Source organism: Bacillus sp. MHSD_36 (assembly GCF_030757775.1).
Classification (GTDB): domain Bacteria; phylum Bacillota; class Bacilli; order Bacillales; family Bacillaceae_G; genus Bacillus_A.
The window spans coordinates 339,506-362,478 of the sequence record NZ_JAVBIS010000002.1 but is presented as its reverse complement, the minus strand read 5'-3'; the positions used below and the strand labels follow the sequence as shown (position 1 = coordinate 362,478).

General features: G+C 36.9%; 25 protein-coding genes. 21 read left to right on the top strand and 4 right to left on the bottom strand.

The window, feature by feature from the left end:
• Entirely contained in the window at positions 1–234 is a 234-nt protein-coding gene (locus tag Q9B79_RS09920) for a DUF2627 domain-containing protein (protein WP_001190188.1), read from the bottom strand.
• A gap of 136 nt (positions 235–370) precedes the next feature.
• On the opposite strand from Q9B79_RS09920, the gene Q9B79_RS09915 reads away from it, so the two are divergent.
• The 18 genes from Q9B79_RS09915 to Q9B79_RS09830 all read left to right on the top strand — a co-directional run bounded on the left by Q9B79_RS09915 (position 371) and on the right by Q9B79_RS09830 (position 18,461).
• Entirely contained in the window at positions 371–2,443 is a 2,073-nt protein-coding gene (locus Q9B79_RS09915; RefSeq protein WP_306183832.1) for a sigma-54 interaction domain-containing protein, read from the top strand.
• A gap of 195 nt (positions 2,444–2,638) precedes the next feature.
• Positions 2,639–3,538, top strand: a complete 900-nt coding sequence (gene yqiS / locus Q9B79_RS09910; protein ID WP_306183830.1) for a phosphate butyryltransferase — start codon at positions 2,639–2,641, stop codon at positions 3,536–3,538.
• A gap of 35 nt (positions 3,539–3,573) precedes the next feature.
• Positions 3,574–4,674, top strand: a complete 1,101-nt coding sequence (locus Q9B79_RS09905; RefSeq protein ID WP_000171362.1) for a leucine dehydrogenase — start codon at positions 3,574–3,576, stop codon at positions 4,672–4,674.
• A gap of 87 nt (positions 4,675–4,761) precedes the next feature.
• Positions 4,762–5,865 (top strand): butyrate kinase, encoded by a 1,104-nt coding sequence (gene buk / locus Q9B79_RS09900; protein WP_306183828.1) that lies wholly within the window; start codon positions 4,762–4,764, stop codon positions 5,863–5,865.
• Between the two features lie 4 nt (positions 5,866–5,869).
• Positions 5,870–7,291 (top strand): dihydrolipoyl dehydrogenase, encoded by a 1,422-nt coding sequence (gene lpdA / locus Q9B79_RS09895; protein ID WP_306183825.1) that lies wholly within the window; start codon positions 5,870–5,872, stop codon positions 7,289–7,291.
• A 27-nt stretch (positions 7,292–7,318) separates the two neighbouring features.
• Complete coding sequence (bfmBAA, locus tag Q9B79_RS09890) at positions 7,319–8,320, top strand: 3-methyl-2-oxobutanoate dehydrogenase subunit alpha (RefSeq protein ID WP_000852554.1); 1,002 nt, start codon at positions 7,319–7,321, stop codon at positions 8,318–8,320.
• 13 nt (positions 8,321–8,333) lie between these two features.
• Positions 8,334–9,317 (top strand): 3-methyl-2-oxobutanoate dehydrogenase subunit beta, encoded by a 984-nt coding sequence (gene bfmBAB / locus Q9B79_RS09885; protein WP_000290076.1) that lies wholly within the window; start codon positions 8,334–8,336, stop codon positions 9,315–9,317.
• 15 nt (positions 9,318–9,332) lie between these two features.
• Positions 9,333–10,649 carry a dihydrolipoamide acetyltransferase family protein gene (locus Q9B79_RS09880; protein WP_306183822.1) on the top strand — a complete coding sequence of 439 codons (1,317 nt, stop codon included), beginning with the start codon at positions 9,333–9,335 and terminating at the stop codon, positions 10,647–10,649.
• A gap of 342 nt (positions 10,650–10,991) precedes the next feature.
• On the top strand, positions 10,992–12,170 hold the full coding sequence (locus Q9B79_RS09875) for an FtsW/RodA/SpoVE family cell cycle protein (RefSeq protein ID WP_306183820.1): 1,179 nt from the start codon (positions 10,992–10,994) through the stop codon (positions 12,168–12,170).
• 107 nt (positions 12,171–12,277) lie between these two features.
• Entirely contained in the window at positions 12,278–12,982 is a 705-nt protein-coding gene (locus Q9B79_RS09870) for a DUF421 domain-containing protein (protein WP_048546371.1), read from the top strand.
• 69 nt (positions 12,983–13,051) lie between these two features.
• Entirely contained in the window at positions 13,052–13,510 is a 459-nt protein-coding gene (locus tag Q9B79_RS09865) for an NUDIX hydrolase (protein WP_306183817.1), read from the top strand.
• Positions 13,511–13,653: 143 nt separating this feature from the next.
• Complete coding sequence (locus tag Q9B79_RS09860) at positions 13,654–14,067, top strand: BrxA/BrxB family bacilliredoxin (protein WP_001979317.1); 414 nt, start codon at positions 13,654–13,656, stop codon at positions 14,065–14,067.
• Positions 14,068–14,317: 250 nt separating this feature from the next.
• Complete coding sequence (locus Q9B79_RS09855; RefSeq protein WP_306183815.1) at positions 14,318–15,097, top strand: transporter substrate-binding domain-containing protein; 780 nt, start codon at positions 14,318–14,320, stop codon at positions 15,095–15,097.
• A gap of 36 nt (positions 15,098–15,133) precedes the next feature.
• Positions 15,134–15,793: an amino acid ABC transporter permease gene (locus tag Q9B79_RS09850; RefSeq protein WP_306183812.1), complete on the top strand. Its 660-nt coding sequence runs from the start codon at positions 15,134–15,136 to the stop codon at positions 15,791–15,793.
• Positions 15,786–16,508 (top strand): amino acid ABC transporter ATP-binding protein, encoded by a 723-nt coding sequence (locus Q9B79_RS09845; RefSeq protein WP_042512209.1) that lies wholly within the window; start codon positions 15,786–15,788, stop codon positions 16,506–16,508. The genes Q9B79_RS09850 and Q9B79_RS09845 overlap by 8 nt, the downstream gene beginning before the upstream one ends.
• A gap of 100 nt (positions 16,509–16,608) precedes the next feature.
• Positions 16,609–17,577 carry an aromatic acid exporter family protein gene (locus Q9B79_RS09840; RefSeq protein WP_306183809.1) on the top strand — a complete coding sequence of 323 codons (969 nt, stop codon included), beginning with the start codon at positions 16,609–16,611 and terminating at the stop codon, positions 17,575–17,577.
• Positions 17,578–17,593: 16 nt separating this feature from the next.
• Positions 17,594–18,154 carry a L,D-transpeptidase gene (locus tag Q9B79_RS09835; protein ID WP_306183807.1) on the top strand — a complete coding sequence of 187 codons (561 nt, stop codon included), beginning with the start codon at positions 17,594–17,596 and terminating at the stop codon, positions 18,152–18,154.
• A gap of 67 nt (positions 18,155–18,221) precedes the next feature.
• Positions 18,222–18,461, top strand: coding sequence for a DUF3894 domain-containing protein (locus Q9B79_RS09830; RefSeq protein ID WP_306183805.1), 240 nt, complete (start codon positions 18,222–18,224; stop codon positions 18,459–18,461).
• A 72-nt stretch (positions 18,462–18,533) separates the two neighbouring features.
• Here the strand turns inward: Q9B79_RS09830 and prli42 are convergent, their stop codons facing one another.
• The gene (prli42, locus tag Q9B79_RS09825; RefSeq protein WP_000549038.1) at positions 18,534–18,626 is read right to left on the bottom strand and encodes a stressosome-associated protein Prli42; all 93 of its coding nucleotides are present in this window, start codon (positions 18,624–18,626) and stop codon (positions 18,534–18,536) included.
• 188 nt (positions 18,627–18,814) lie between these two features.
• Between prli42 and Q9B79_RS09820 the strand changes: the two genes are divergently transcribed.
• A complete protein-coding gene (locus Q9B79_RS09820; protein ID WP_142337313.1) occupies positions 18,815–19,360 on the top strand; it encodes a GNAT family N-acetyltransferase in 546 nt (181 codons plus the stop codon).
• Positions 19,361–19,487: 127 nt separating this feature from the next.
• On the top strand, positions 19,488–20,606 hold the full coding sequence (locus tag Q9B79_RS09815; protein WP_000609803.1) for a tripeptidase T: 1,119 nt from the start codon (positions 19,488–19,490) through the stop codon (positions 20,604–20,606).
• Between the two features lie 44 nt (positions 20,607–20,650).
• Here the strand turns inward: Q9B79_RS09815 and Q9B79_RS09810 are convergent, their stop codons facing one another.
• Positions 20,651–20,851, bottom strand: a complete 201-nt coding sequence (locus Q9B79_RS09810) for a hypothetical protein (RefSeq protein WP_306183799.1) — start codon at positions 20,849–20,851, stop codon at positions 20,651–20,653.
• A 131-nt stretch (positions 20,852–20,982) separates the two neighbouring features.
• Between Q9B79_RS09810 and Q9B79_RS09805 the strand changes: the two genes are divergently transcribed.
• Positions 20,983–22,221 carry a DNA polymerase IV gene (locus tag Q9B79_RS09805; RefSeq protein WP_306183797.1) on the top strand — a complete coding sequence of 413 codons (1,239 nt, stop codon included), beginning with the start codon at positions 20,983–20,985 and terminating at the stop codon, positions 22,219–22,221.
• A gap of 41 nt (positions 22,222–22,262) precedes the next feature.
• Here Q9B79_RS09805 and Q9B79_RS09800 read toward each other — a convergent pair whose 3' ends face one another.
• A complete protein-coding gene (locus tag Q9B79_RS09800; RefSeq protein ID WP_306183795.1) occupies positions 22,263–22,964 on the bottom strand; it encodes an MgtC/SapB family protein in 702 nt (233 codons plus the stop codon).
• Between the last annotated feature and the right edge of the window lie 9 nt (positions 22,965–22,973).

Genomic DNA, 22,973 nt, shown 5'->3' with positions numbered 1-22,973 from the left:
CTATCTTCTAAAGCGAGCTTGTACTTTATTTCGTTTACGGTCTCGGTGTAAGACGAAGCCACCAAAAATATAAAAACCGAGTCCGAAGCAAAGAGCGCCAATTAAAAATTGTAACCAAAGTATAGAGAGTGGAGGAAATAGAATCCCGAATACTGTATCTCTCATTAACTTAATGCCAAACACAGCTAATGAAATAGGGATGAGTGCTAATAATAGAGCAAGGTAACGCTGCATATAAACGCTCCTTTTCAGATTATTTTGTTTATTTTAATGATGTTATATGAAAAGGGGGTTTGTCAAGAGGGGGTTGAACGAGTAAGATAAGGGTGTGAAAAATTTTGCAGAGATACTTCGAGAGGAAGTGTAATATATGAAACAAAAAGTTTTAATTGTTGGTGCAGGTGAAGGTGGTAGTACACTGCTGCGTCTGTTACAAAGTTCGAATATATTTCAAATTATAGGGATTATTGATATAAATCCAATAGCAAAAGGGTTACAAATGGCAAAGGAATACGGGATTGCGATTGGAGAGAGTGTGGCTCCGTTTCTTTCTATGCACATTGATGTAATGTTTGATATGACAGGTGACGATGATTTACATAAAGATTTATTAAAGAAAAAGCATAAAGATACTCTTCTTATACCAGGTGATATTGCGAAGATTGTTACGAGGTTAGCACATGAGAAGGAAGATTTAATTGGAAAGTTAGAAGAGCAAACGCAGCAAGGTGATTTGATTTTAAACTCTACGCATGACGGTATGATAGTGATTAATCAAGAAGGACAAGTTCGCCTATTTAATAAAAGTGCAGAGCGTATTATCGGGTATAAAAAAGAAGATGCGGTAGGCAAATATATTTTAGAAGTTATTCCGACTAGTAAGTTGCTTCGTATTATACGTACGAAACAAATAGAAGTAAATTATGAATTGACGCTTGAGAATGGAAAGAAAATTATTACAACCCGTATTCCAATATTAAAAGAGGGGGGAGAAGTACAAGGGGCATTTGCGATTTTTAAAGATATAACAGAGGTTGTAGATCTTGCGGAAGAAGTTACAGATTTAAAGGAGATTCAAACGTTACTTGAGGCGATTATTAACTCGTCTGAGGAAGCCATTTCGGTCGTGGATGAAAAAGGACGAGGGTTAGTAATTAACCCTGCATATACGAAATTAACAGGTTTAACAGAAGAGGACATTATTGGGAAGCCAGCTACAACTGATATTGTAGAAGGTGAAAGTATGCATATGAAAGTACTTCGAACGCGTAGGGCGGTACGAGGAATACATATGAAGATTGGACAAAAAAAGCGAGACGTAATTGTAAACGTAGCACCGGTCATTGTGGATGGAATATTAAAAGGAAGCGTCGGTGTAATTCGTGACGTATCAGAAATTCAAAAGTTAACAAATGAATTGAATCGAGCAAGGCAAATTATTCGAACGTTAGAAGCGAAATATTCATTTGATGACATTGTCGGAAACTCAGATGAAACAACGGCTGCTATTGAGCAGGCGAAACTGGGGGCGAATACACCAGCAACAGTATTGCTACGCGGGGAGTCAGGGACAGGTAAAGAATTGTTTGCTCATGCTATCCATAATGGAAGTAATCGAAAATATAATAAGTTCGTTCGTGTAAACTGTGCAGCCATTTCGGAGACGTTGTTAGAAAGTGAATTATTTGGTTATGAGGAAGGGGCGTTTTCTGGCGCGAAAAGAGGCGGGAAACGTGGATTCTTTGAGGAAGCGAATAACGGTAGTATCTTTTTAGATGAAATAGGGGAACTATCTGCAAATACACAAGCAAAACTCCTTCGCGTTTTGCAAGAAAAAGAGATTGTAAAAGTTGGTGGAACGAAAGCGATCCCTATTAATGTACGGGTAATTGCAGCGACACATGTGAATTTAGAAAAGGCTATTCTAGAAGGAGAGTTTAGGGAGGATTTATATTATCGATTAAATAAAATTCCAATCCAAATTCCATCTCTTCGTCAGCGGAAAGGTGATATACCAGCTATTGCAGAAAGATTAATTCAAAAAATTAATCAGGATTATGGCCGGAATATAGAAGGGCTCACCAATTCGGCTATTTCGTATTTACAATCATATGAATGGCCAGGGAATGTGAGGGAACTTGAAAATATTTTGGGGAGAGCTATTATCTTTATGAATTACAACGAGACTTATATTGATGTAAACCATTTACCTCCATTACATAACGAAGAGCAGGTGGAGTCAAAGCAGGTTCATTTATTACCTGAGTTAGAAGAAAAGCCACTTGAACATTTAGTGACGGAGTTTGAAGGGAATATCATTCATGAGTATTTAGAGAGATTTGGTGGAAATAAAACACAAACGGCAAGAGCGTTAGGAATTTCAGTTCGAAATTTATATTACAAGCTAGAAAAGTATGAGTGTGCAAAAAATAGCATGCAATAAATTGCGTACCATGCAATTTATTGCATGGTATACAAAAAGCGACGAAATAAGACAGAATCTTTTGTTATTTTCCAAAGTATTGATTTTACTGCATTTTGAATGCGTTTTCATTATTGGTAAGACCACTTTTAAAAGTTGGCACGGTATTTGCTTTATAAAAAGACGAGGGACGACGGAAAGGGTTGATTACAAAATATGAAGTTAGAACACTTAATTGATCAAGCGGCAGGCCAGTCTAAAAAAACTGTGGCTGTAGCAGTAGCTGAAGATCATGAAGTAATTGAAGCTGTAGCAAAAGCAATTACATTACAGCTAGCTCAATTTCGTCTATATGGAAACCAAGAAAAAATAATGGAGATGTTACAAGAACATAGTTTACAAACTTCAGAACATATCGAAGTGATTGCAGCACAGTCAAGTACTGAGGCTGCAGAACTTTCTGTGAAAGCTGTGAGAAATGGCGAAGCAGATGTGCTCATGAAGGGAAACATCCCAACAGCAAATATTTTGAAAGCTGTATTAAATAAAGAGTGGGGACTTCGTAAAGGTAGCGTACTTTCACACGTTGCAGCATTTGAAGTTCCAAATTACGATCGTCTGATTTTTGTTACAGATGCAGCGATGAACATTGCACCTGATGTAACACAGAAAGCTGCTATTATACAGAATACTGTAGAAGTTGCCCAGGCAATAGGAATTGATTTGCCAAAGGTAGCACCAATTGCAGCGGTAGAGGTTGTGAATCCTGCGATGCAAGCGACAATTGATGCAGCGATGTTAACTCAAATGAATCGCCGCGGACAAATTAAAAATTGTGTCGTTGATGGACCACTTGCTTTAGATAATGCAGTATCACAAATTGCAGCAGAACATAAAGGCATAGTAAGTGATGTAGCAGGTAAGGCAGACATTTTACTCGTCCCAACGATTGAAGCTGGAAATGTGCTATATAAATCACTCGTATACTTTGCGGATGCAAAAGTAGGAGCAATGATTGCTGGCGCAAAAGCACCGATTGTTTTAACATCTCGTGCTGATTCAGCAGAAACAAAAGTATATTCATTAGCATTGGCAGTTGCGACTGCTTCAAAATAAACCAAATAGGGTAAAACAATTAGGGGGAAACGACAATGACATTAGAAATCTTCGAATACTTAGAAAAATATGATTATGAGCAAGTAGTATTTTGTCAAGATAAAGAATCTGGTTTAAAAGCAATCATTGCAATTCATGATACAACACTTGGACCAGCTCTTGGTGGAACGAGAATGTGGACATATGATTCTGAAGAAGCGGCGATTGAAGATGCATTGCGTCTTGCAAAAGGGATGACATACAAAAACGCAGCAGCTGGTTTAAACTTAGGTGGTGCGAAAACAGTAATTATCGGTGATCCACGTAAAGATAAGAGCGAAGCGATGTTCCGTGCATTAGGACGTTACATTCAAGGACTAAACGGACGTTACATTACAGCTGAAGATGTTGGTACAACAGTAGATGATATGGATATTATCCACGAAGAAACTGACTTTGTAACAGGTATTTCACCATCATTCGGTTCTTCTGGTAACCCATCTCCAGTAACTGCATACGGTGTGTATCGTGGTATGAAAGCTGCTGCGAAAGAGGCTTTCGGTACTGATAATTTAGAAGGAAAAGTAATTGCTGTTCAAGGTGTTGGTAACGTAGCATATCACCTATGCAAACATTTACACGCTGAAGGAGCAAAACTAATCGTTACAGATATTAATAAAGAAGCTGTACAACGTGCAGTAGAAGAATTCGGTGCAACAGCAGTTGAACCAAATGAAATTTACGGTGTTGAATGTGATATTTACGCACCATGTGCATTAGGCGCAACAGTTAATGACGAAACTATCCCACAACTTAAAGCAAAAGTAATCGCTGGTTCTGCAAATAACCAATTAAAAGAAGATCGTCACGGCGACATCATTCATGAAATGGGTATTGTATATGCACCAGACTATGTAATTAATGCAGGTGGCGTAATTAACGTAGCAGACGAGTTATATGGATACAATAGAGAACGTGCATTAAAACGTGTTGAGTCAATTTATGACACAATTGCAAAAGTAATCGAAATTTCAAAACGCGATGGCATTGCAACTTATGTAGCAGCTGATCGTCTAGCTGAAGAGCGCATTGCAAGCTTGAAAAACTCTCGTAGCACATACTTACGCAACGGTCACGACATTATTAGCCGTCGCTAATCATTCGTATATTACTTTTACAAAAGGTGTGGTTACCTCTTATGAGGTTTCCACCTCCTTTTGAATTTATTAGTGGAGGTAGCAACAGTGTCTTTAAATCGAATTCTTGTTATTAATCCGGGTAGTACATCCACAAAAATCGGTGTTTTTGATAATGAAAGACCGATTTTAGAAGAAACTATTCGTCATGACGAAGAACAGATTGGAAAATATAAGCGAATTATTGACCAATATGAGTTCCGTAAAGAAACGATCTTAGAAGTTCTACATTCTCACGGTATTAACATTTCAAAGTTAAACGCAGTTTGTGGACGCGGGGGATTACTTCGTCCAATCGAAGGCGGAACATACACAGTAAACGATGCGATGTTAGAAGATTTAAAAAATGGATTTAGCGGTCATCACGCTTCAAACCTTGGGGGCATTTTAGCATATGAAATTGCTTCTGGATTAAATATTCCGGCATTTATTGTAGACCCTGTCGTTGTAGACGAAATGGAGCCAATTGCGCGTATAAGTGGTATCGCTGGTATGGAACGTAAAAGTATTTTCCATGCATTAAATCAAAAAGCAGTTGCTCGTAAAGTAGCTGAAGAATTAAACCATAAATATGAGGATTTAAATTTATTAGTTACACATATGGGCGGTGGTATTACAGTTGGTGCTCATAAAAAAGGAAAAGTTATCGATGTAAATAATGGTTTAAATGGAGAAGGACCATTTAGCCCAGAACGTGCGGGTACAGTACCAGTAGGACAATTAGTTGAAATGTGCTTCTCTGGTGAGTATTACCGAGACGAAATGGTCAAAAAACTTGTTGGACAAGGTGGACTTGTAAGTCTTATCGGTACAAATGATGCGATTAAAGTAGAACAAATGGTTGAAAAAGGTGATCCTGAAGCAACCCTAATTTATAAGGCAATGGCGTATCAAGTTGCAAAAGAGATTGGCGGAGCTAGCGCTGTACTTCACGGGAAAATCGATGCAATCGTATTAACTGGTGGACTTGCTTACAGTAAAATTCTTGTTGATGAAATAAAAGAACGAGTAGACTGGATTGCAGATGTTATCGTACATCCAGGAGAAGATGAATTACAAGCATTAGCAGAAGGAGCACTTCGTGTACTGCGTGAAGAAGAAGCTCCAAAAGAATATATTGTACGTGAAAAAGAAACGGTAGCTAGGGGTTGAGATAATGGCAAAAGAATATGATTTAGTCATCGTTGGCGGCGGTACTGGTGGATATGTTGCTGCAATTCGTGCATCACAACTAGGTTTAAAAACTGCACTTGTTGAAAAAGAAAATCTTGGTGGCACTTGTCTACACAAAGGATGTATTCCTAGTAAAGCCCTTTTACGTAGTGCGGAAGTATACGCAACTGCTAAAAAAAGCGAAGAGTTCGGGGTTATTGCAAGTAATGTAGAACTAAACTTTGCGAAAGTACAAGAGCGTAAAGAGAAGATTGTAACGCAACTTCATAAAGGCGTTCAACACTTAATGAAACAAGGTAAAATTGATGTGTTTGAAGGTATTGGCCGTATTCTTGGCCCATCTATTTTCTCTCCAATGCCAGGGACAATTTCAGTTGAACTTGCAAGTGGAGAAGAGAATGAAATGTTAATTCCAAAAAATGTACTTATTGCAACAGGTTCTCGTCCAAATTCATTACCAGGTTTAGAATTAGACGGAGAGTACGTAATGTCTTCGGATCATGCCTTAAAAATGGAAACGCTTCCTAGCTCAATTATTATCGTTGGTGGCGGTGTAATTGGTATTGAGTGGGCATCTATGCTTGCTGACTTCGGTGTAGAAGTTACAGTCTTAGAGTATGCGAAAACGATACTACCACTAGAAGATCAAGATGTTTCAAAAGAAATGCAACGTCTATTCAAGAAAAAAGGTATTAAAGTGGTAACTGGTGCAAAAGTATTACCAGAAACATTGGTAAAAGATAATGGAGTAACAATCCAAGCTGAACATAACGGTGAGAATAAAGAATTTAAAGCAGAAAAAATGCTTGTATCTGTAGGACGACAAGCCAATACGCAAAATATTGGTTTAGAGAATACGGATATCGTTGTGGAAAAAGGATACATTCAAACAAATGAGTTTTATCAAACGAAAGAATCTCATATTTACGCAATCGGTGATGTAATCGGCGGTTTACAGCTTGCTCACGTTGCTTCTCATGAAGGAATTGTTGCAGTAGAGCATATTGCTGGTAAAGAAGTTACACCAATTGATTATTCTATGGTATCAAAATGCGTATATAGCAGTCCGGAAGTTGCTTCTGTCGGTTTAACAGAACAAGAAGCGAAAGAAAAAGGCTATAACTTAAAAGTAGGTAAGTTCTCATTCCGTGCAATCGGAAAAGCACTTGTGTACGGCGAATCAGATGGTTTCGTAAAACTTGTAGTTGATGAAGAAACAAATGACATTCTTGGTGTTCATATGATTGGACCACATGTAACAGATATGATTTCTGAAGCTGGTCTTGCAAGAGTACTTGATGCAACACCTTGGGAAGTAGCACATACAATTCATCCGCATCCATCATTATCTGAGGCGATTGGTGAAGCAGCGTTAGCTGTAGATGGAAAAGCGTTACACGCATAAAAATGTGGATTTAGGAGGTTATGAAAAATGGCAGAAGTAAAAGAAAAGCGCCATGAAGAGCTCGGCTTAAGTGATGAGCAAGTATTAGAAATGTTCCGTACGATGTTACTTGCACGTAAAATCGACGAACGTATGTGGTTATTAAACCGCGCTGGTAAAATTCCATTCGTAATTTCTTGTCAAGGACAAGAGGCAGCACAAGTTGGAGCAGCATTCGCTCTTGATAGAGAGAAAGATTATGCATTACCATACTACCGTGATATGGGTGTTGTACTAGCGTTTGGTATGACAGCGAAAGAGCTTATGCTATCCGGTTTCGCGAAAGCTGGAGATCCAAACTCTGGTGGTCGTCAAATGCCTGGTCACTTTGGTCAAAAGAAAAATCGTATTGTGACAGGTTCATCTCCAGTAACAACGCAAGTACCACATGCAGTTGGTATTGCATTAGCTGGGAAAATGGAAAAGAAAGATTTAGTAACGTTTGTTACATTCGGAGAAGGCTCTTCTAACCAGGGGGATTTCCATGAAGGGGCAAACTTTGCTGGCGTACACAAGTTACCTGTTATTTTCATGTGTGAAAATAATAAATACGCAATCTCTATTCCAGTTGAAAAACAATTAGCATGTAAAAATGTATCAGACCGTGCAATTGGATACGGTATGCCTGGATATACAGTAGACGGAAATGATCCGCTTGCAGTATATAAAGCTGTAAAAGAAGCGGCAGACCGTGGCCGCCGTGGTGAAGGTCCAACATTAATTGAAACAGTATCATATCGTTTAACAGCACATTCAAGTGACGATGATGATCGTGTTTATCGTGATAAAGAAGAAGTAGAAGAAGCGAAGAAAAATGATTCGATTATAACATTTGCTGCTTATTTAAAAGAGGTTGGCGTGTTAACTGAGGAATCTGAAAAACAAATGTTAGACGAAATTATGCATATCGTAAACGAAGCAACAGAATATGCAGAAAATGCTCCGTATGCAGCACCTGAAGATGCATTGAAGCACGTATACGCAGAATAGGGGGGAACGTTTCATGGCTGTAATGTCTTATATTGATGCTATTACATTAGCAATGCGCGAGGAAATGGAACGCGATGAGAAAGTATTCGTTTTAGGTGAAGATGTTGGTAAAAAAGGTGGCGTATTTAAAGCGACACACGGATTATATGATCAATTTGGTGAAGATCGTGCGCTAGATACACCACTTGCAGAATCTGCAATCGCTGGGGTAGCAATTGGTGCAGCGATGTATGGAATGCGTCCAATCGCTGAAATGCAGTTTGCTGATTTCATTATGCCAGCAGTAAACCAAATTGTTTCTGAGGCAGCAAAAATTCGTTACCGTTCTAATAATGATTGGACTTGTCCAATTACAGTTCGTGCGCCATTTGGCGGCGGTGTGCACGGTGCATTGTATCATTCACAATCTGTAGAAGCAATGTTTGCAAACCAACCTGGTTTAAAAATTGTTATCCCTTCTACACCATATGATGCAAAAGGCTTACTAAAAGCTGCAATTCGTGATGAAGATCCAGTATTATTCTTTGAACATAAACGTGCATATCGCTTAATTAAAGGTGAAGTGCCAGAAGATGATTACGTATTACCAATCGGAAAAGCAGATGTAAAGCGTGAAGGTGATGATATTACTGTTATCACATACGGATTATGTGTTCACTTTGCTCTTCAAGCGGCTGAAAAGCTAGCACAAGATGGCATTTCTGCACACATTCTTGATTTACGTACTGTATATCCATTAGATAAAGAAGCAATCATTGAAGCTGCTTCTAAAACAGGTAAAGTTCTTCTTGTAACAGAAGACAATAAAGAAGGAAGTATTATGAGTGAAGTGGCAGCAATTATTGCTGAAAACTGTCTGTTTGATTTAGATGCGCCAATCGCACGTCTTGCAGGTCCAGACGTTCCAGCAATGCCATATGCACCAACAATGGAAAAATTCTTTATGGTAAATCCAGATAAAGTTGAAAAAGCAATGCGTGAGCTTGCGGAATTTTAATCGGGGGGACTATACATGGCTGTAGAAAATATTACAATGCCTCAGCTTGGAGAGAGCGTTACAGAGGGTACAATTAGTAAATGGCTCGTGAATGTTGGCGATCACGTAAATAAGTATGATCCGCTTGCAGAAGTAATGACTGATAAAGTAAATGCTGAAGTACCATCTTCTTTCACTGGTATTGTGAAAGAGTTAATCGCTGGTGAAGGTGATACGTTAGCTGTAGGTGAAGTAGTTTGTGTGATTCAAGTAGAAGGCGCAGATGAAGTAGCAGCAACAGCTATTGAGGAAAAAACAAAAGAAGAACCAAAGGCAGAAGTAGCTACGCCTGAAAAAGCACCGAAAGCAAAACAACCAACTGATGGAAAACCTCGTTTTTCACCAGCTGTGTTAAAACTTGCGGGTGAGCATAACGTCGATTTAGATCTAGTAGAAGGTACGGGAGCAAATGGCCGTATTACTCGTAAAGATATTTTAAAACTAGTGGAATCTGGAAATATTCCGCAAGCAGGTGCGAAAAAAGAGGAAGCAGTAGCGGCAGTAGTAGAAGCGCGTCCAGAAGCACCAAAAGCAGCTCCAGCAGCACAAAAAGTAGAAGCTGCGAAACCAGTTTCTGTACCAACAATGCCTGGCGATATCGAAATTCCAGTAACAGGTGTGCGTAAAGCAATCGCAGCGAACATGTTACGTAGTAAACACGAAGCACCACACGCTTGGATGATGATTGAAGTAGATGTGACAAACCTTGTGTCATACCGTAATTCAATTAAAGGTGATTTCAAAAAGCGTGAAGGCTTTAACTTAACGTTCTTTGCTTTCTTCGTAAAAGCAGTAGCACAAGCGTTAAAAGAGTACCCTCAAATTAATTCAATGTGGGCTGGCGATAAAATCGTTCAGAAGAAAGATATTAATCTTTCTATCGCTGTTGCAACAGAGGATGAACTATTTGTACCAGTAATTAAACACGCAGACGAGAAGACAATTAAAGGTATCGCTCGTGAAATTACAGAACTTGCAGGAAAAGTACGTACGAAATCGTTAAAAGCGGACGAAATGCAAGGCGGAACATTTACAATTAATAACACAGGGTCATTCGGTTCTGTTCAATCTATGGGTATTATTAATTACCCACAAGCGGCTATTTTACAAGTTGAATCAATTGTAAAACGCCCAGTAATTATGGATAATGGTATGTTTGGTGCTCGTGACATGGTTAACTTATGTTTATCACTTGATCACCGTGTACTAGATGGCTTAATTTGTGGTAAGTTCTTAGGACGTGTAAAAGAAATTTTAGAAAATACGTCAGAAAACAATACATCTGTATATTAAATAAAAAGCTCGCTTATGGCGAGCTTTTTATCATCCTATTTCTTCATCTACATCCTACTATATGTATAATACCTTTCCCAGTAATCTTACAATGAACGATTATGTATTAGGAATTTATGAAAATACATTGCTGATATATGGTATATGGATATAAAATAAGAAAAGAATAATTTTTTTGGCAAATCTTACTGATGAAACTGTAGTATAATATATTGTATTGTATGAAAAAGAGAGTTATTCTATATAAGTGTTTTATAGATAATGTGTAATCAGTCGTCAAAACATGAAGAATGTTGACTCCTGGTTTTTTATTTTGCTGTAACAATGTTTCAGGAGGATGTCATGAAAAGAAGTACCGAGTTTCTAAAAAGTTTAGATGTAAAATTAATATTAATTTTGTTAGCATTATGTGTTACGAGTATAGCTGCTATATATAGCAGTCAGCAAACTGGCCAATATGGAGAGGCAAACTTTGCGATGAAACAGGGTTTGAACTACATAATTGGGGTCGTATTGTTATTGCTTGTTGCAAGCATTGACTTAGATCAATTACAAAAATTGTCTTGGCCACTTTATATCGTTGGATTTGCGTCACTTATTCTTTTGAAAATACTACCGGTTTCCACTTTCACACCTGAAAAATTAGGTGCAAAAAGATGGTTTGTATTTCCGTTAGTTGGACAAATTCAACCATCTGAGTTTTTCAAAATTTCATTGCTTCTCGTAGTAGCAAGTATAGCCGTGAAACATAATGCACAGTATATGGCAAGGACGTTCCAAACGGACTTAAAATTAGTAGGTAAAATTGTGCTAGTATCCCTACCGCCTATTGCTGTTGTATATAGCCAACCGGATACAGGGATGGTGTTCTTATATGCTGCTGCAATTGCATGTGTTTTATTTATGTCAGGTATTCAGAAGAAATTGATAGCGTTATGTACAGTTATTCCAGTCACCATATTATCTGCGTTAATATTTATTTACGTAAGGTATGAGGATTTCTTCTTTAATAAGTTAGTTACGTTACTAAAACCTCACCAACAATCACGTATTTTAGGTTGGTTAGATCCATTTGAACATACAGATCAAGGTTATCAAACACAGCAATCGATTTTAGCTGTAGGTAGTGGCGGTATGGAAGGAAAAGGGTTTGGCGAAGGTAACGTCTATATCCCTGAGAAGCATACTGACTTTATTTTCGCTACAATTGCCGAAGAAGGTGGATTTATCGTAGCAGCGTTAGTTGTATTCTTGTTCCTATTACTACTATATAGAACAATTATTATCGGTTATTCTGCTGATAATTTATTCGGTACATTATTATGTGCTGGATCGATTGGGATATTAACGGTTCAAATATTCCAAAACATCGGTATGATCGTTGGATTAATGCCTGTAAAAGGGATTGCATTACCGTTCTTATCATATGGGGGAAGTTCCTTGTTCTCGAATATGATTATGATGGGTCTCATATTATCCGTACGAAAAACGTATAAAAAGTATATGTTTTCCGTCAAGTAAGAAAAGCTGATTCGTTTACAAACGAATCAGCTTTTTTACATATATGCTCTTAAACGTTGCAAACTAAAATAAAGTAGCAGTTTGAGACGGGTAAGGAGTGCAAAGTGATGCATATGCATATTTTTGAAGGGGCGCGGCATCTTTCTAATAGTGAATGGGTTATTCGGGCTATTATAGCATATATATTTTTAATATTAGTTGCGAAAGCGATGGGACAAAGGTCCATCGCACAACTTCGTTTCTTAGATGTTGTATTAGTGTTATTGCTCGGGGGGAATATTTCTAATGCATTATCTGATGAAAAAGTAGGATTACTCGGCTCAATGATTACAACGTTCATACTCGTTGTACTTCACATTATAAGCTCAGTCTTAATGTTGAAATGGGATAGATGGAGACGCTTTTTAGAGCCAGCACCTATTATTCTTATACATAATGGTTCCATTGATTTTAGCAATTTGAAAAAAGCGAGAATTACGGTGGAATATTTATTTTCGGAACTTCGTATGCGAAATGTGAGCGACATTCAAAAGATTAAATTAGCATTATGGGAAGCGAACGGTGTTGTTTCTATATTTCAGTATCCAGAGTATGAGGCAGTTTCGCGGCTTGATCTGAAAGTGGCAGGAAAAAAATCTCCAGTTTCTTTTGTATTAGTAAAGGATGGGAGCATTCAGAAAGATGTACTTGCTTTATTAGGGAAAACAGAAGAATGGGCGAGAGAATTTCTAGAGAAGAATGCAGAAGTCGAATCCATTATGTTAGCTACAGTAGATGAAGCACATAAAATAAATATTTTGTTAAAAAAATGAAAAATATACGCATTTTGTCGTTTCATACATATGATACAATAGTGTGGACAATGAAAATGGAGGGATACGATGGGATATGTAGAAGAATTACGAAAAATAGTTGGTCATCGCCCTTTAATTTTAGTTGGTGCTGTTGTACTCGTTATAAATGAAAATGGATATGTATTACTACAACAAAGAACAGAGCCTTACGGAAAATGGGGGCTGCCTGGCGGATTAATGGAGCTTAGTGAATCACCAGAAGAAACTGCTTGTCGTGAAGTATACGAAGAAACAGGAATAGAAGTGAAGAACTTGCGATTAATCAATGTGTTTTCTGGAGCGAACTATTTTACAAAATTAGCAAACGGTGATGAATTTCAATCTGTAACGACCGCTTATTATACGGATGAATACGATGGAGATTTAGTTATGAATAAAGAAGAAGCGGTTCAGCTTATATTCTTCCCACCAACAGAACTACCTGACTATATTGTAGGATCGCATAAAAAAATGATTGCGGAATATATGAAGATTATAGAAAAGTGACAAAAAGGTGTTAGAACAGGGTTCTAACACCTTTTCTATACCCAAATACAAGTAAACTTACTTGTATTTCATAAACATTAACTGGTAAGATACAAATAGGTAGTTTTAGAGGAGGGAAAAGATTGATTAATTTTAACTTTTTTATGAATGATGTTGTCCGCCAAGCGCGTGAAGAGATTGTCTCTGCTGGATATACAGAATTAACGACGCCAGAAGCAGTAGAAGAAGCGTTTAAAAGAAATGGAACAACACTTGTAATGGTAAACTCTGTATGTGGTTGTGCAGGCGGTATTGCTCGTCCTGCTGCTGCGCATTCCGTACATTATGATAAACGACCTAACCATCTTGTAACGGTGTTTGCAGGTCAAGATAAAGAAGCGACAGCAAGAGCTCGTGAATACTTCGAAGGGTATCCACCTTCTTCTCCATCATTTGCTTTATTAAAAGATGGAAAAATTGTAACGATGGTAGAGCGTCATGAAATTGAAGGTCATGAACCGATGCAAGTTATTGCAAAACTACAATCTTATTTTGAAGAGAATTGTGAAGAACTATAAATATAAGCGAAAAGGCGGTACGTCCACTTAATTGTGGACGTACCGCCTTTTTATTTAGCGTTAAATTTTATGCGACATGCATATCCTTTGTGTTTTATGCATTGTTTTATACATGATGAATGGTGTTTTTACTGTTGTTTTATTTATTTTTATTTTATATATTGCATAAAAATGAAAGTGCTGATACAATACAAACATCGAATAAATATTCTATTAAACTTTTAAATATACATTATTAGGGGGAAGAAATATGAAGAAGTTATTATCAATATCGTTTGCACTTATTTTAATTGTAAGTATGTTCAGTGCTTGTAGTAATGGGGAAGAAAAGGCTACTGGGAAAAATAAGAAAGTACTGGTTATGGGGACTTCAGCAGATTATAAACCATATGAATACGTAGAAGCTTCAAAAAGTGATGAAATTATCGGCTTTGATGTGGATGTTGCTAAATATATCGGAAAAGAACTTGGTTATGAAGTGAAAGTGAAAGATATGGATTTTGGTGGTTTATTAGCATCTCTTAGCTCGGGAAAAGTTGATTTCGTAATGGCAGGTATGACGCCGACTGCAGAGCGTAAAAATAATGTTGATTTCACAGATATTTATTTCGTTGCGAAAAATATGGTCGTTTCTAAAAAGGATTCTAACATTAAATCTGTAGAGGATTTAAAAGGGAAAAAAGTAGGGGTACAAACAGGATCTATTCAAGAAGAGAAAGCGACAGAATTTAAAAAACAAGTAGATTTCAAAGTTGAGGGACGTGACCGTATACCAGAAATTGTACAAGAAATTAAAGCAGGTCGTTTTGACGCGGCAATTATAGAAGATACAGTTGCTAAAAATTATGTAGAGAAAATGAAAGATTTACAAGGGATTGAAATTCAAGAAGCGCCAGAAGAAGTTGGAGCAGCAATTGCCCTTCCGAAAAAAAGTGACAAAACAGCTGAATTTAATAAAGTAATTAAAAAAATGCAAGAAAATGGAGAAATGGATAAATTAGTGAAGAAATGGTTTGGCAGCGAAAAATAAGCTGCCTTTCACTTTTCTGTGAGGGGAATGAAAAGAATGAACTTAGATTTTTCGGCGATTACGCCTTCGATACCATATATATTAAAAGGCTTAGAAGTTACTTTGAAAATTGTAGCAGTATCAGCGCTAGTAGGGTTTATTTTAGGAATGCTATTAGCACTTTGCAAAATTGCTAGAATACGAGCTTTAAATATAGCGGCAGATCTGTATACATCAATTTTCCGTGGTACACCACTTGTATTGCAATTAATGATTATTTATTTCGGTGTCCCGCAAATAATTGGTTATGAAATACCAGCATTCGTAGCGGCTGTATTAGCATTTAGTTTGAATTCAGGTGCATATATGTCAGAAGTAATCCGTGCGGGCATTCAAGCGGTTGATAAGGGGCAAACCGAAGCGGCGATGGCTTTAGGAGTTCCTTATGGGAAAATGATGCGAAATATCATTTTCCCTCAAGCATTAAAAAATATATTACCAGCGCTTGTGAACGAGTTTGCGACACTTACGAAAGAATCGGCTGTAGTAACAGTAATAGGAGCGACGGATTTAATGCGCCGTGCTTACATTGTAGGTGGCGAGACGTTTAAATATCTTGAACCATTACTTTTTGTCGGACTGATTTATTATATGTTAGTCATTATTCTTACATTAGTCGGGAAGGCAATTGAAGGGAGAATGAAGAAAAGTGATTAAAATTGAAAACCTTCATAAATCATTTGGAAAAAATGAAGTATTAAAAGGAATTACAACAACGATTGAAAAAGGGGAAGTAGTAGCAATTATTGGACCGTCTGGATCAGGGAAATCAACATTTTTACGTTGTATGAATGTGTTAGAAGCACCGACGAATGGTCACATTTGGATTGGAACGGAAGAAGTAACGAATCCGAAAACGAATATTATGCACGTTCGTGAAAATGTCGGAATGGTATTTCAACATTTTCACCTATTTCCTCATATGACTGTATTAGAAAATATTACGTATGCTCCTATTCATGTAAAAGGAGTAACGAAACAAGAAGCTGAAAAGAAAGCCGAGAAACTTTTAGAGAAGGTCGGTTTATTAGATAAAAAAGATACGTATCCGAATCGTCTTTCGGGCGGACAGAAGCAACGTGTAGCGATTGCGAGAGCATTAGCGATGGAACCGGAAGTGATGTTATTCGATGAACCAACATCAGCACTAGATCCAGAGATGGTGAAAGAAGTATTAGAAGTTATGAAATCATTAGTTACGACAGGAATGACAATGGCGATTGTTACACATGAAATGGGATTCGCGAAAGAAGTAGCTGATCGTGTTCTCTTTTTAGATGGTGGAAAGCTTGTAGAAGATAGTGCGCCAGCAGAATTTTTTGCAGCACCGAAAAGTGAACGTGCGCAACAATTTTTACAAAAAATATTGTAATATGTAACGGTTACGTGAATAATAAGTAGAAAAGGATGACATTGTGTCATCCTTTTTTTATACTAGCTGTAAATACGTTTATACATATAGGAGCAATGCTATGTTCAAAATTGGATACCGTACAGTAAAAACAGCAATAGGGACAGGTGCAGCAGTTTTTATTGCTCAGTTATTAGGGTTAGAATTTTATAGTTCAGCGGGTATTTTAGTTATATTATGTGTACAAAATACGAAACGTAAATCACTTCAAGTATCGTTACATCGTTTTTTAGCTTGTGTATTATCAATGGTATTCGCGTTTTGTATTTTTGAAACAATTGGATATACACCGCTAGCAATTAGCGTATTATTACTTACATTTATTCCGACTGCAGTAATGCTTAAAATTCAAGAAGGTATTGTCACGAGTTCAGTTATTATGATGCATCTATATTCATTGAAACAAATTACATGGCTTATTGTTGGAAATGAAATTGCGATATTAACGATAGGGATTAGTGTGGCTTTATTAGTGAATATGTATATGCCAAGTAGTGAAAATAAGTTGAAAGAATATCAGGACAAAATAGAAAGTAATTTTAAAACGATTTTGTTTGAAATGGTCGTTTATTTACGAAATAGGGAAAGTAGTTGGAGTGGAGCAGAACTTATTGAAACTGAAAATATGCTAAGTGAAGCAAGGGATTTATCGTTTAAGAAGCTTGAGAATGCATTTATGCGAGAAGATGACTATTACTATCGTTACTTTAATATGCGCATGCAACAGTTCGAAATTTTAGAGCGGATGATACCATTAGCAGCTTCTTTATCATGGACATACGAACAAGCTGACATGATTGCAGATGTAGTTGAAAACATTGGAAACGCCATTAGTCCTGAGAGTACTGGGGTTATCTCCTTAAGACAGCTTCAAGAAATGAGAGAATTATTTAGGGACATGCCACTGCCAGTTACACGCGAAGAATTTGAGATACGTGCGAAACTTGTTCAACTTGTATATGAAATGGAGCAATATTTACTCATTAAAAGTCGTTTTAAGGGAAAGGATAATATAAAAGAACTTATATAGAAGGTAGGAATTATTTATGCCGTATCTTCTCTCTTTCATATTATGTCTTTCTTTATCGCCTATTTGGCCTCTTGGTGATAACCCACGTGCCGGGGATCCTTTTATTATTGTAAATAAAGCGACGAATAAATTAGCTTATATTGACGATGGAAAGGTTCAAAAGGTTTTTCCAGTCGCGACAGGGAAAACAAATGAATTAACTCCAGAGGGAACTTTTGATATTGTCATGAAAGCAAAGGATCCATATTATATTGCGAAGAATATTCCAGGGGGATCACCGAAAAATCCACTTGGATCTAGGTGGATGGGATTTAATGCAAGAGGAACTGATGGGAGTAAGTATGGAATACATGGAACAAACCAACCGAGTTCAATTGGAAAGTATATTTCACAAGGATGTATAAGAATGAAGAAAAATGATGTGGAATATTTATTTGAGCGCATTCCGATTGGAACGAAAGTATGGATTGTAAAATCAAAAAAATCATTTCAGCAATTGGCAAAAGAAAAAGGAGCCATTGCATATGAAAAAGCCAACGGAAAGGTTGGTTTTTTCTATTGTAATAAGTTGTCTTGACATGTGTACATAACCATGAGTTAATGAGAGTATAGAAAGATGAAGATGAAATAAAGGGGTTGCTCATATGTACTTGAATCCAAAAATTTCGTATATGCAATTTTTTATGGGATTTCTATTTGTTATTACATTCATGTTGGCAACTTTTAATATATGTTCTTATCTTGTAGCAATTGTATGTATGGCATTACTCAATTTTACTTTTGTTATTGGAGCATTTCAGCAGAAACAATATACAAGTTTTGTAATAGCACTTGTAATGTCATTTTCCTTTAGTATTGTAGCGATTGTGCTTTATATAAAATAAACCATCTCGATATCGAGATGGTTTATTTTATTATATGTAAAAAGTAAAAAAAGGACGAACAGGTCGTCCTTTTTACCAAAACATACTCGCGCCAGCAAGTAATGTTGTTACAAGCATAGAAATTAGCATTACATAAATCATAACTTTTTGAGCTTTTTTATGCATCGTTATACCTCCTTGCAAATCAGTACAATATCATTGTAACGAGAAATGATATTGTGGACAAGGGGAGAGAAATGACAAAATTCGAGAAGTACGTGTAAAGTATAACAGGAAATTTGTATGTATGTAGAGAATATATAAAATGATGGAGTGTAAGTTTTTTGTTATGCAAGCTGAAGAATGGAGATACGATGATGAAAATATATGAAACAAATCGTTTGCATTTAAGAGAAATTGATGAGTCGTATGCTGAAAAAGTTCTTCAATATTACGACAGAAATCGTGAATTTTTAAAAGCTTGGGAAGAGTATAGACCAGATGATTTTTTTACGTTAGATTATCAAAAGAAAAAGTTGCAAAAGGATAGAAAAGAGATCGCAGAAGGTAAAATCATCAGGCTTTGGATTTTTAAAAAGGGTGATGATACGAAAATAATTGGATGTATTTCATTTAATTTAATTGTTCGCGGAATTTATCAATCTTGTGTACTCGGCTATAAATTAGATAAGGCAGAGTTAAACAAAGGTTATACGACAGAAGCGCTTAGAAAAGCGATTCAAGTTGCTTTTGAGGAATTTCAATTACATCGTATAGAAGCACCGATTATGCCACGAAATTTAGCATCTATACAAGTCGTGACGAAGATAGGTTTTCAATATGAGGGTGTGTCTAGGAAGATGTTAATGGTTAACGGAGTGTGGGAAGATCATATGCGCTGGGTATTGTTAAATGAGTAATAGAAAGCAGATGGTTATCTAGACATATAAACCGTCTGTTTTTTGTCTTGTATTTCGAAACTTTTGCGAAATTCTGTTATAATTAATAGTGTTACATACATAATGGTAGTGCAGGAGGCGCAGTCTTATGATTAATCAAGAACGTTTAGTAAATGAATTTATGGAATTAGTACAAGTAGATTCTGAAACGAAATTTGAAGCAGAAATTTGCAAAGTATTAACAAAGAAATTCACAGATTTAGGTGTAGAAGTATTTGAAGATGACACAATGGCTGTTACTGGGCATGGTGCAGGTAACTTAATTTGTACATTACCAGCAACAAAAGATGGTGTTGATACAATTTACTTTACTTCTCATATGGATACAGTAGTTCCTGGTAATGGAATTAAGCCTTCTATTAAAGATGGATATATCGTATCAGATGGTACTACAATTTTAGGTGCGGATGATAAAGCAGGGTTAGCATCCATGTTCGAAGCAATCCGTGTTTTAAAAGAGAAAAATATTCCTCACGGTAAAATTGAATTTATTATTACAGTTGGAGAAGAATCTGGTCTTGTTGGTGCAAAAGCATTAGATCGTGAGCGCATTACAGCGAAATACGGTTATGCATTAGATAGCGATGGAAAAGTTGGTGAAATCGTTGTTGCAGCTCCAACACAAGCGAAAGTGAATGCGATTATTCGCGGGAAAACAGCTCACGCTGGTGTAGCACCAGAAAAAGGTGTATCTGCAATTACTATCGCAGCGAAAGCAATTGCGAAGATGCCACTTGGACGTATTGATTCTGAAACAACTGCAAATATTGGACGTTTTGAAGGTGGTACACAAACGAATATCGTTTGCGATCACGTGCAAATCTTTGCAGAAGCGCGTTCTTTAATCAATGAAAAAATGGAAGCACAAGTTGCAAAAATGAAAGAAGCATTTGAAACAACTGCAAAAGAAATGGGCGGTCACGCAGACGTTGAAGTAAACGTTATGTACCCAGGATTTAAATTTGCTGATGGCGATCACGTTGTAGAAGTTGCAAAACGTGCAGCTGAAAAAATTGGTCGTACACCTTCTCTTCACCAAAGTGGTGGCGGAAGTGATGCAAACGTAATTGCAGGACACGGGATTCCAACAGTTAACTTAGCGGTTGGTTATGAAGAAATTCATACAACAAATGAAAAGATTCCTGTTGAAGAATTAGCGAAAACAGCAGAATTAGTTGTTGCAATTATTGAAGAAGTAGCGAAGTAATGTAATAGAAAAAGCGTGTAAATCACAATGGATTTACACGCTTTTTATTTTGATTCGATGGCTTTTACAAGACGGATAAGCCAATACAAGAAAATCCATGGCAGTATGTCCCTTGTTATAATGCCTAGTAGACTTGGAAGAATCCCTGCTACGTTAATATCAAAAATAGGAAGTAATAAATAATTAATTAAGATGATTAATATAATAACGAGAAATGTATAATTGAGGTTACTGTTTGATTTCATAATAGATCACTCCTTTTACAAAAATATCCATATTCATAGCAAAAATAAGGATAAAAAGAATAAGTAATTATTATATTGTGCATGAATTTGGTATAATAAAGGAACAAATGTTCTTTGAAGGGGTGAGTACTATGCGAGAAATGTATCCGAAAAAGGGTCGTGTTATTTTACATGTAGATATGAATTGTTTTTTCGCATCTGTTGAAATTGCTCATGACCCATCATTACAAGGAAAGCCGTTAGCGGTCGCTGGAAATGAAAAAGAAAGAAAAGGAATTATCATAACATGTAGTTATGAGGCGAGAGAATATGGAATACGTACAACGATGCCTCTTTGGGAAGCAAAAAGGTTATGTCCGCAATTAGTTGTAAGGCATCCTAATTTTACATTATATCGTGAAGCTTCATTTCAAATGTTTCAAATCCTTTCCCGCTTTACGGAAAAAATACAACCAGTCTCTATAGATGAGGGATATTTAGATATTACAGATTGCTACACACTCGGTTCGCCTCTTGAAATTGCAAAGATGATTCAACAAGCATTATTAACAGAGTTACAGCTACCCTGTAGCATTGGGATTGCTCCGAACCTTTTCCTAGCAAAAACAGCTTCTGATATGAAAAAGCCTCTCGGTATTACTGTGCTTCGAAAACGAGATATTCCAGAAATGATTTGGCCACTTCCAGTTGGAGCGATGCATGGAATTGGAGAAAAAACGGCTGAAAAATTAAATGATATTCATATACAAACCATTGAGCAGTTAGCAAAAGGAAATGAACATATCATTCGCGCTAAAATTGGAAAGCACGGTGTTGATTTACAAAAGCGTGCAAAAGGTGTGGATGATAGAGAAGTTGATCCGAGTCAAATGGGACAACATAAAAGTGTTGGTAACTCGATGACTTTTTCAAAGGATATGGATGAAGAGAAAGAATTACTTGATATGTTAGAACGACTATCAAAATCAGTGAGTAAAAGATTACAAAAGCGAACTCTTGTCAGCTATAATATTCAAATTATGATTAAATATCATGATAGGCGGACAGTAACGCGGAGCAAGCAATTGAAAAATGCCATTTGGGAAGAACGAGATATTTTCCAGGCAGCATCTCGTTTATGGAAGCAACATTGGGATGGTGATTCCGTTCGCTTACTAGGTGTTACAGCTACTGAAGTAGAGTGGAAGACAGAATCGGTGAAACAATTAGATTTATTTTCATTTGAAGAAGATGCAAAAGAAGAGCCGCTACTAGCTGTCATCGATCAAATTAATGATAAATATGGAATGCCGATTTTACAACGAGGTAGTCAACTATTACGTAAGCAAGAAAAGTCTTTTCAACAAAAATTAGAAAATAAATTTATGTAGAAGGTGTCATGGAGTAGTGAATATCATGACACCTTTCATATTTAACTCGCTTCTAAATCTAAAGAAGTCTTCCAGCCAGCTCCAGTAACGCCAGATTCTAATAGCATTCTACTCACTATTTTTTCAATTAAGATAGCAGCATTTGTCTTGCAATGTAATGTAGCCTGTATACACACCTTTTGATTAGAATCTACGTCTTCACTATACAACTCTTTTAAACCGAGTCCTTCTGTACTTACCATATGCATAAGTGAAAAACGAATATGTGCTTCATTTTCTTCTGAACAAGTAAGGGAAAGTAAGTAGTTCGTTTGTTCTGGTGATTCTTCTTTTGATTTTTTATTCATAAAAAGAGCTATTGGGCGAAGGAGTATATTTGCAAGTAACACGCCGGTTGCACCTAATATAGCTGCAACGAGGAAACCGGCGCCTGTAAGAGTACCGACAGCAGCTGCACACCATAAAGTAGCTGCCGTATTTAGCCCTCTAATACTAAAACCATCGCGAATAATAACGCCATCCCCTAAAAAGCCAATGCCACTAACGACTTGAGCAGCAATGCGGGATGGGCTAGCATCATGATCAAGCATGACGGATAATAAAACAAATATACAGGCACCAAGTGATACGAGAGCATTTGTCCGTAACCCAGCCATTCGGTGTCTCCATTGTCTTTCCATTCCAATGCAAGCTCCTACAATAATTGCTATAACTAATCTGAATACAATGTCGTACCATACCATCATGGTCAC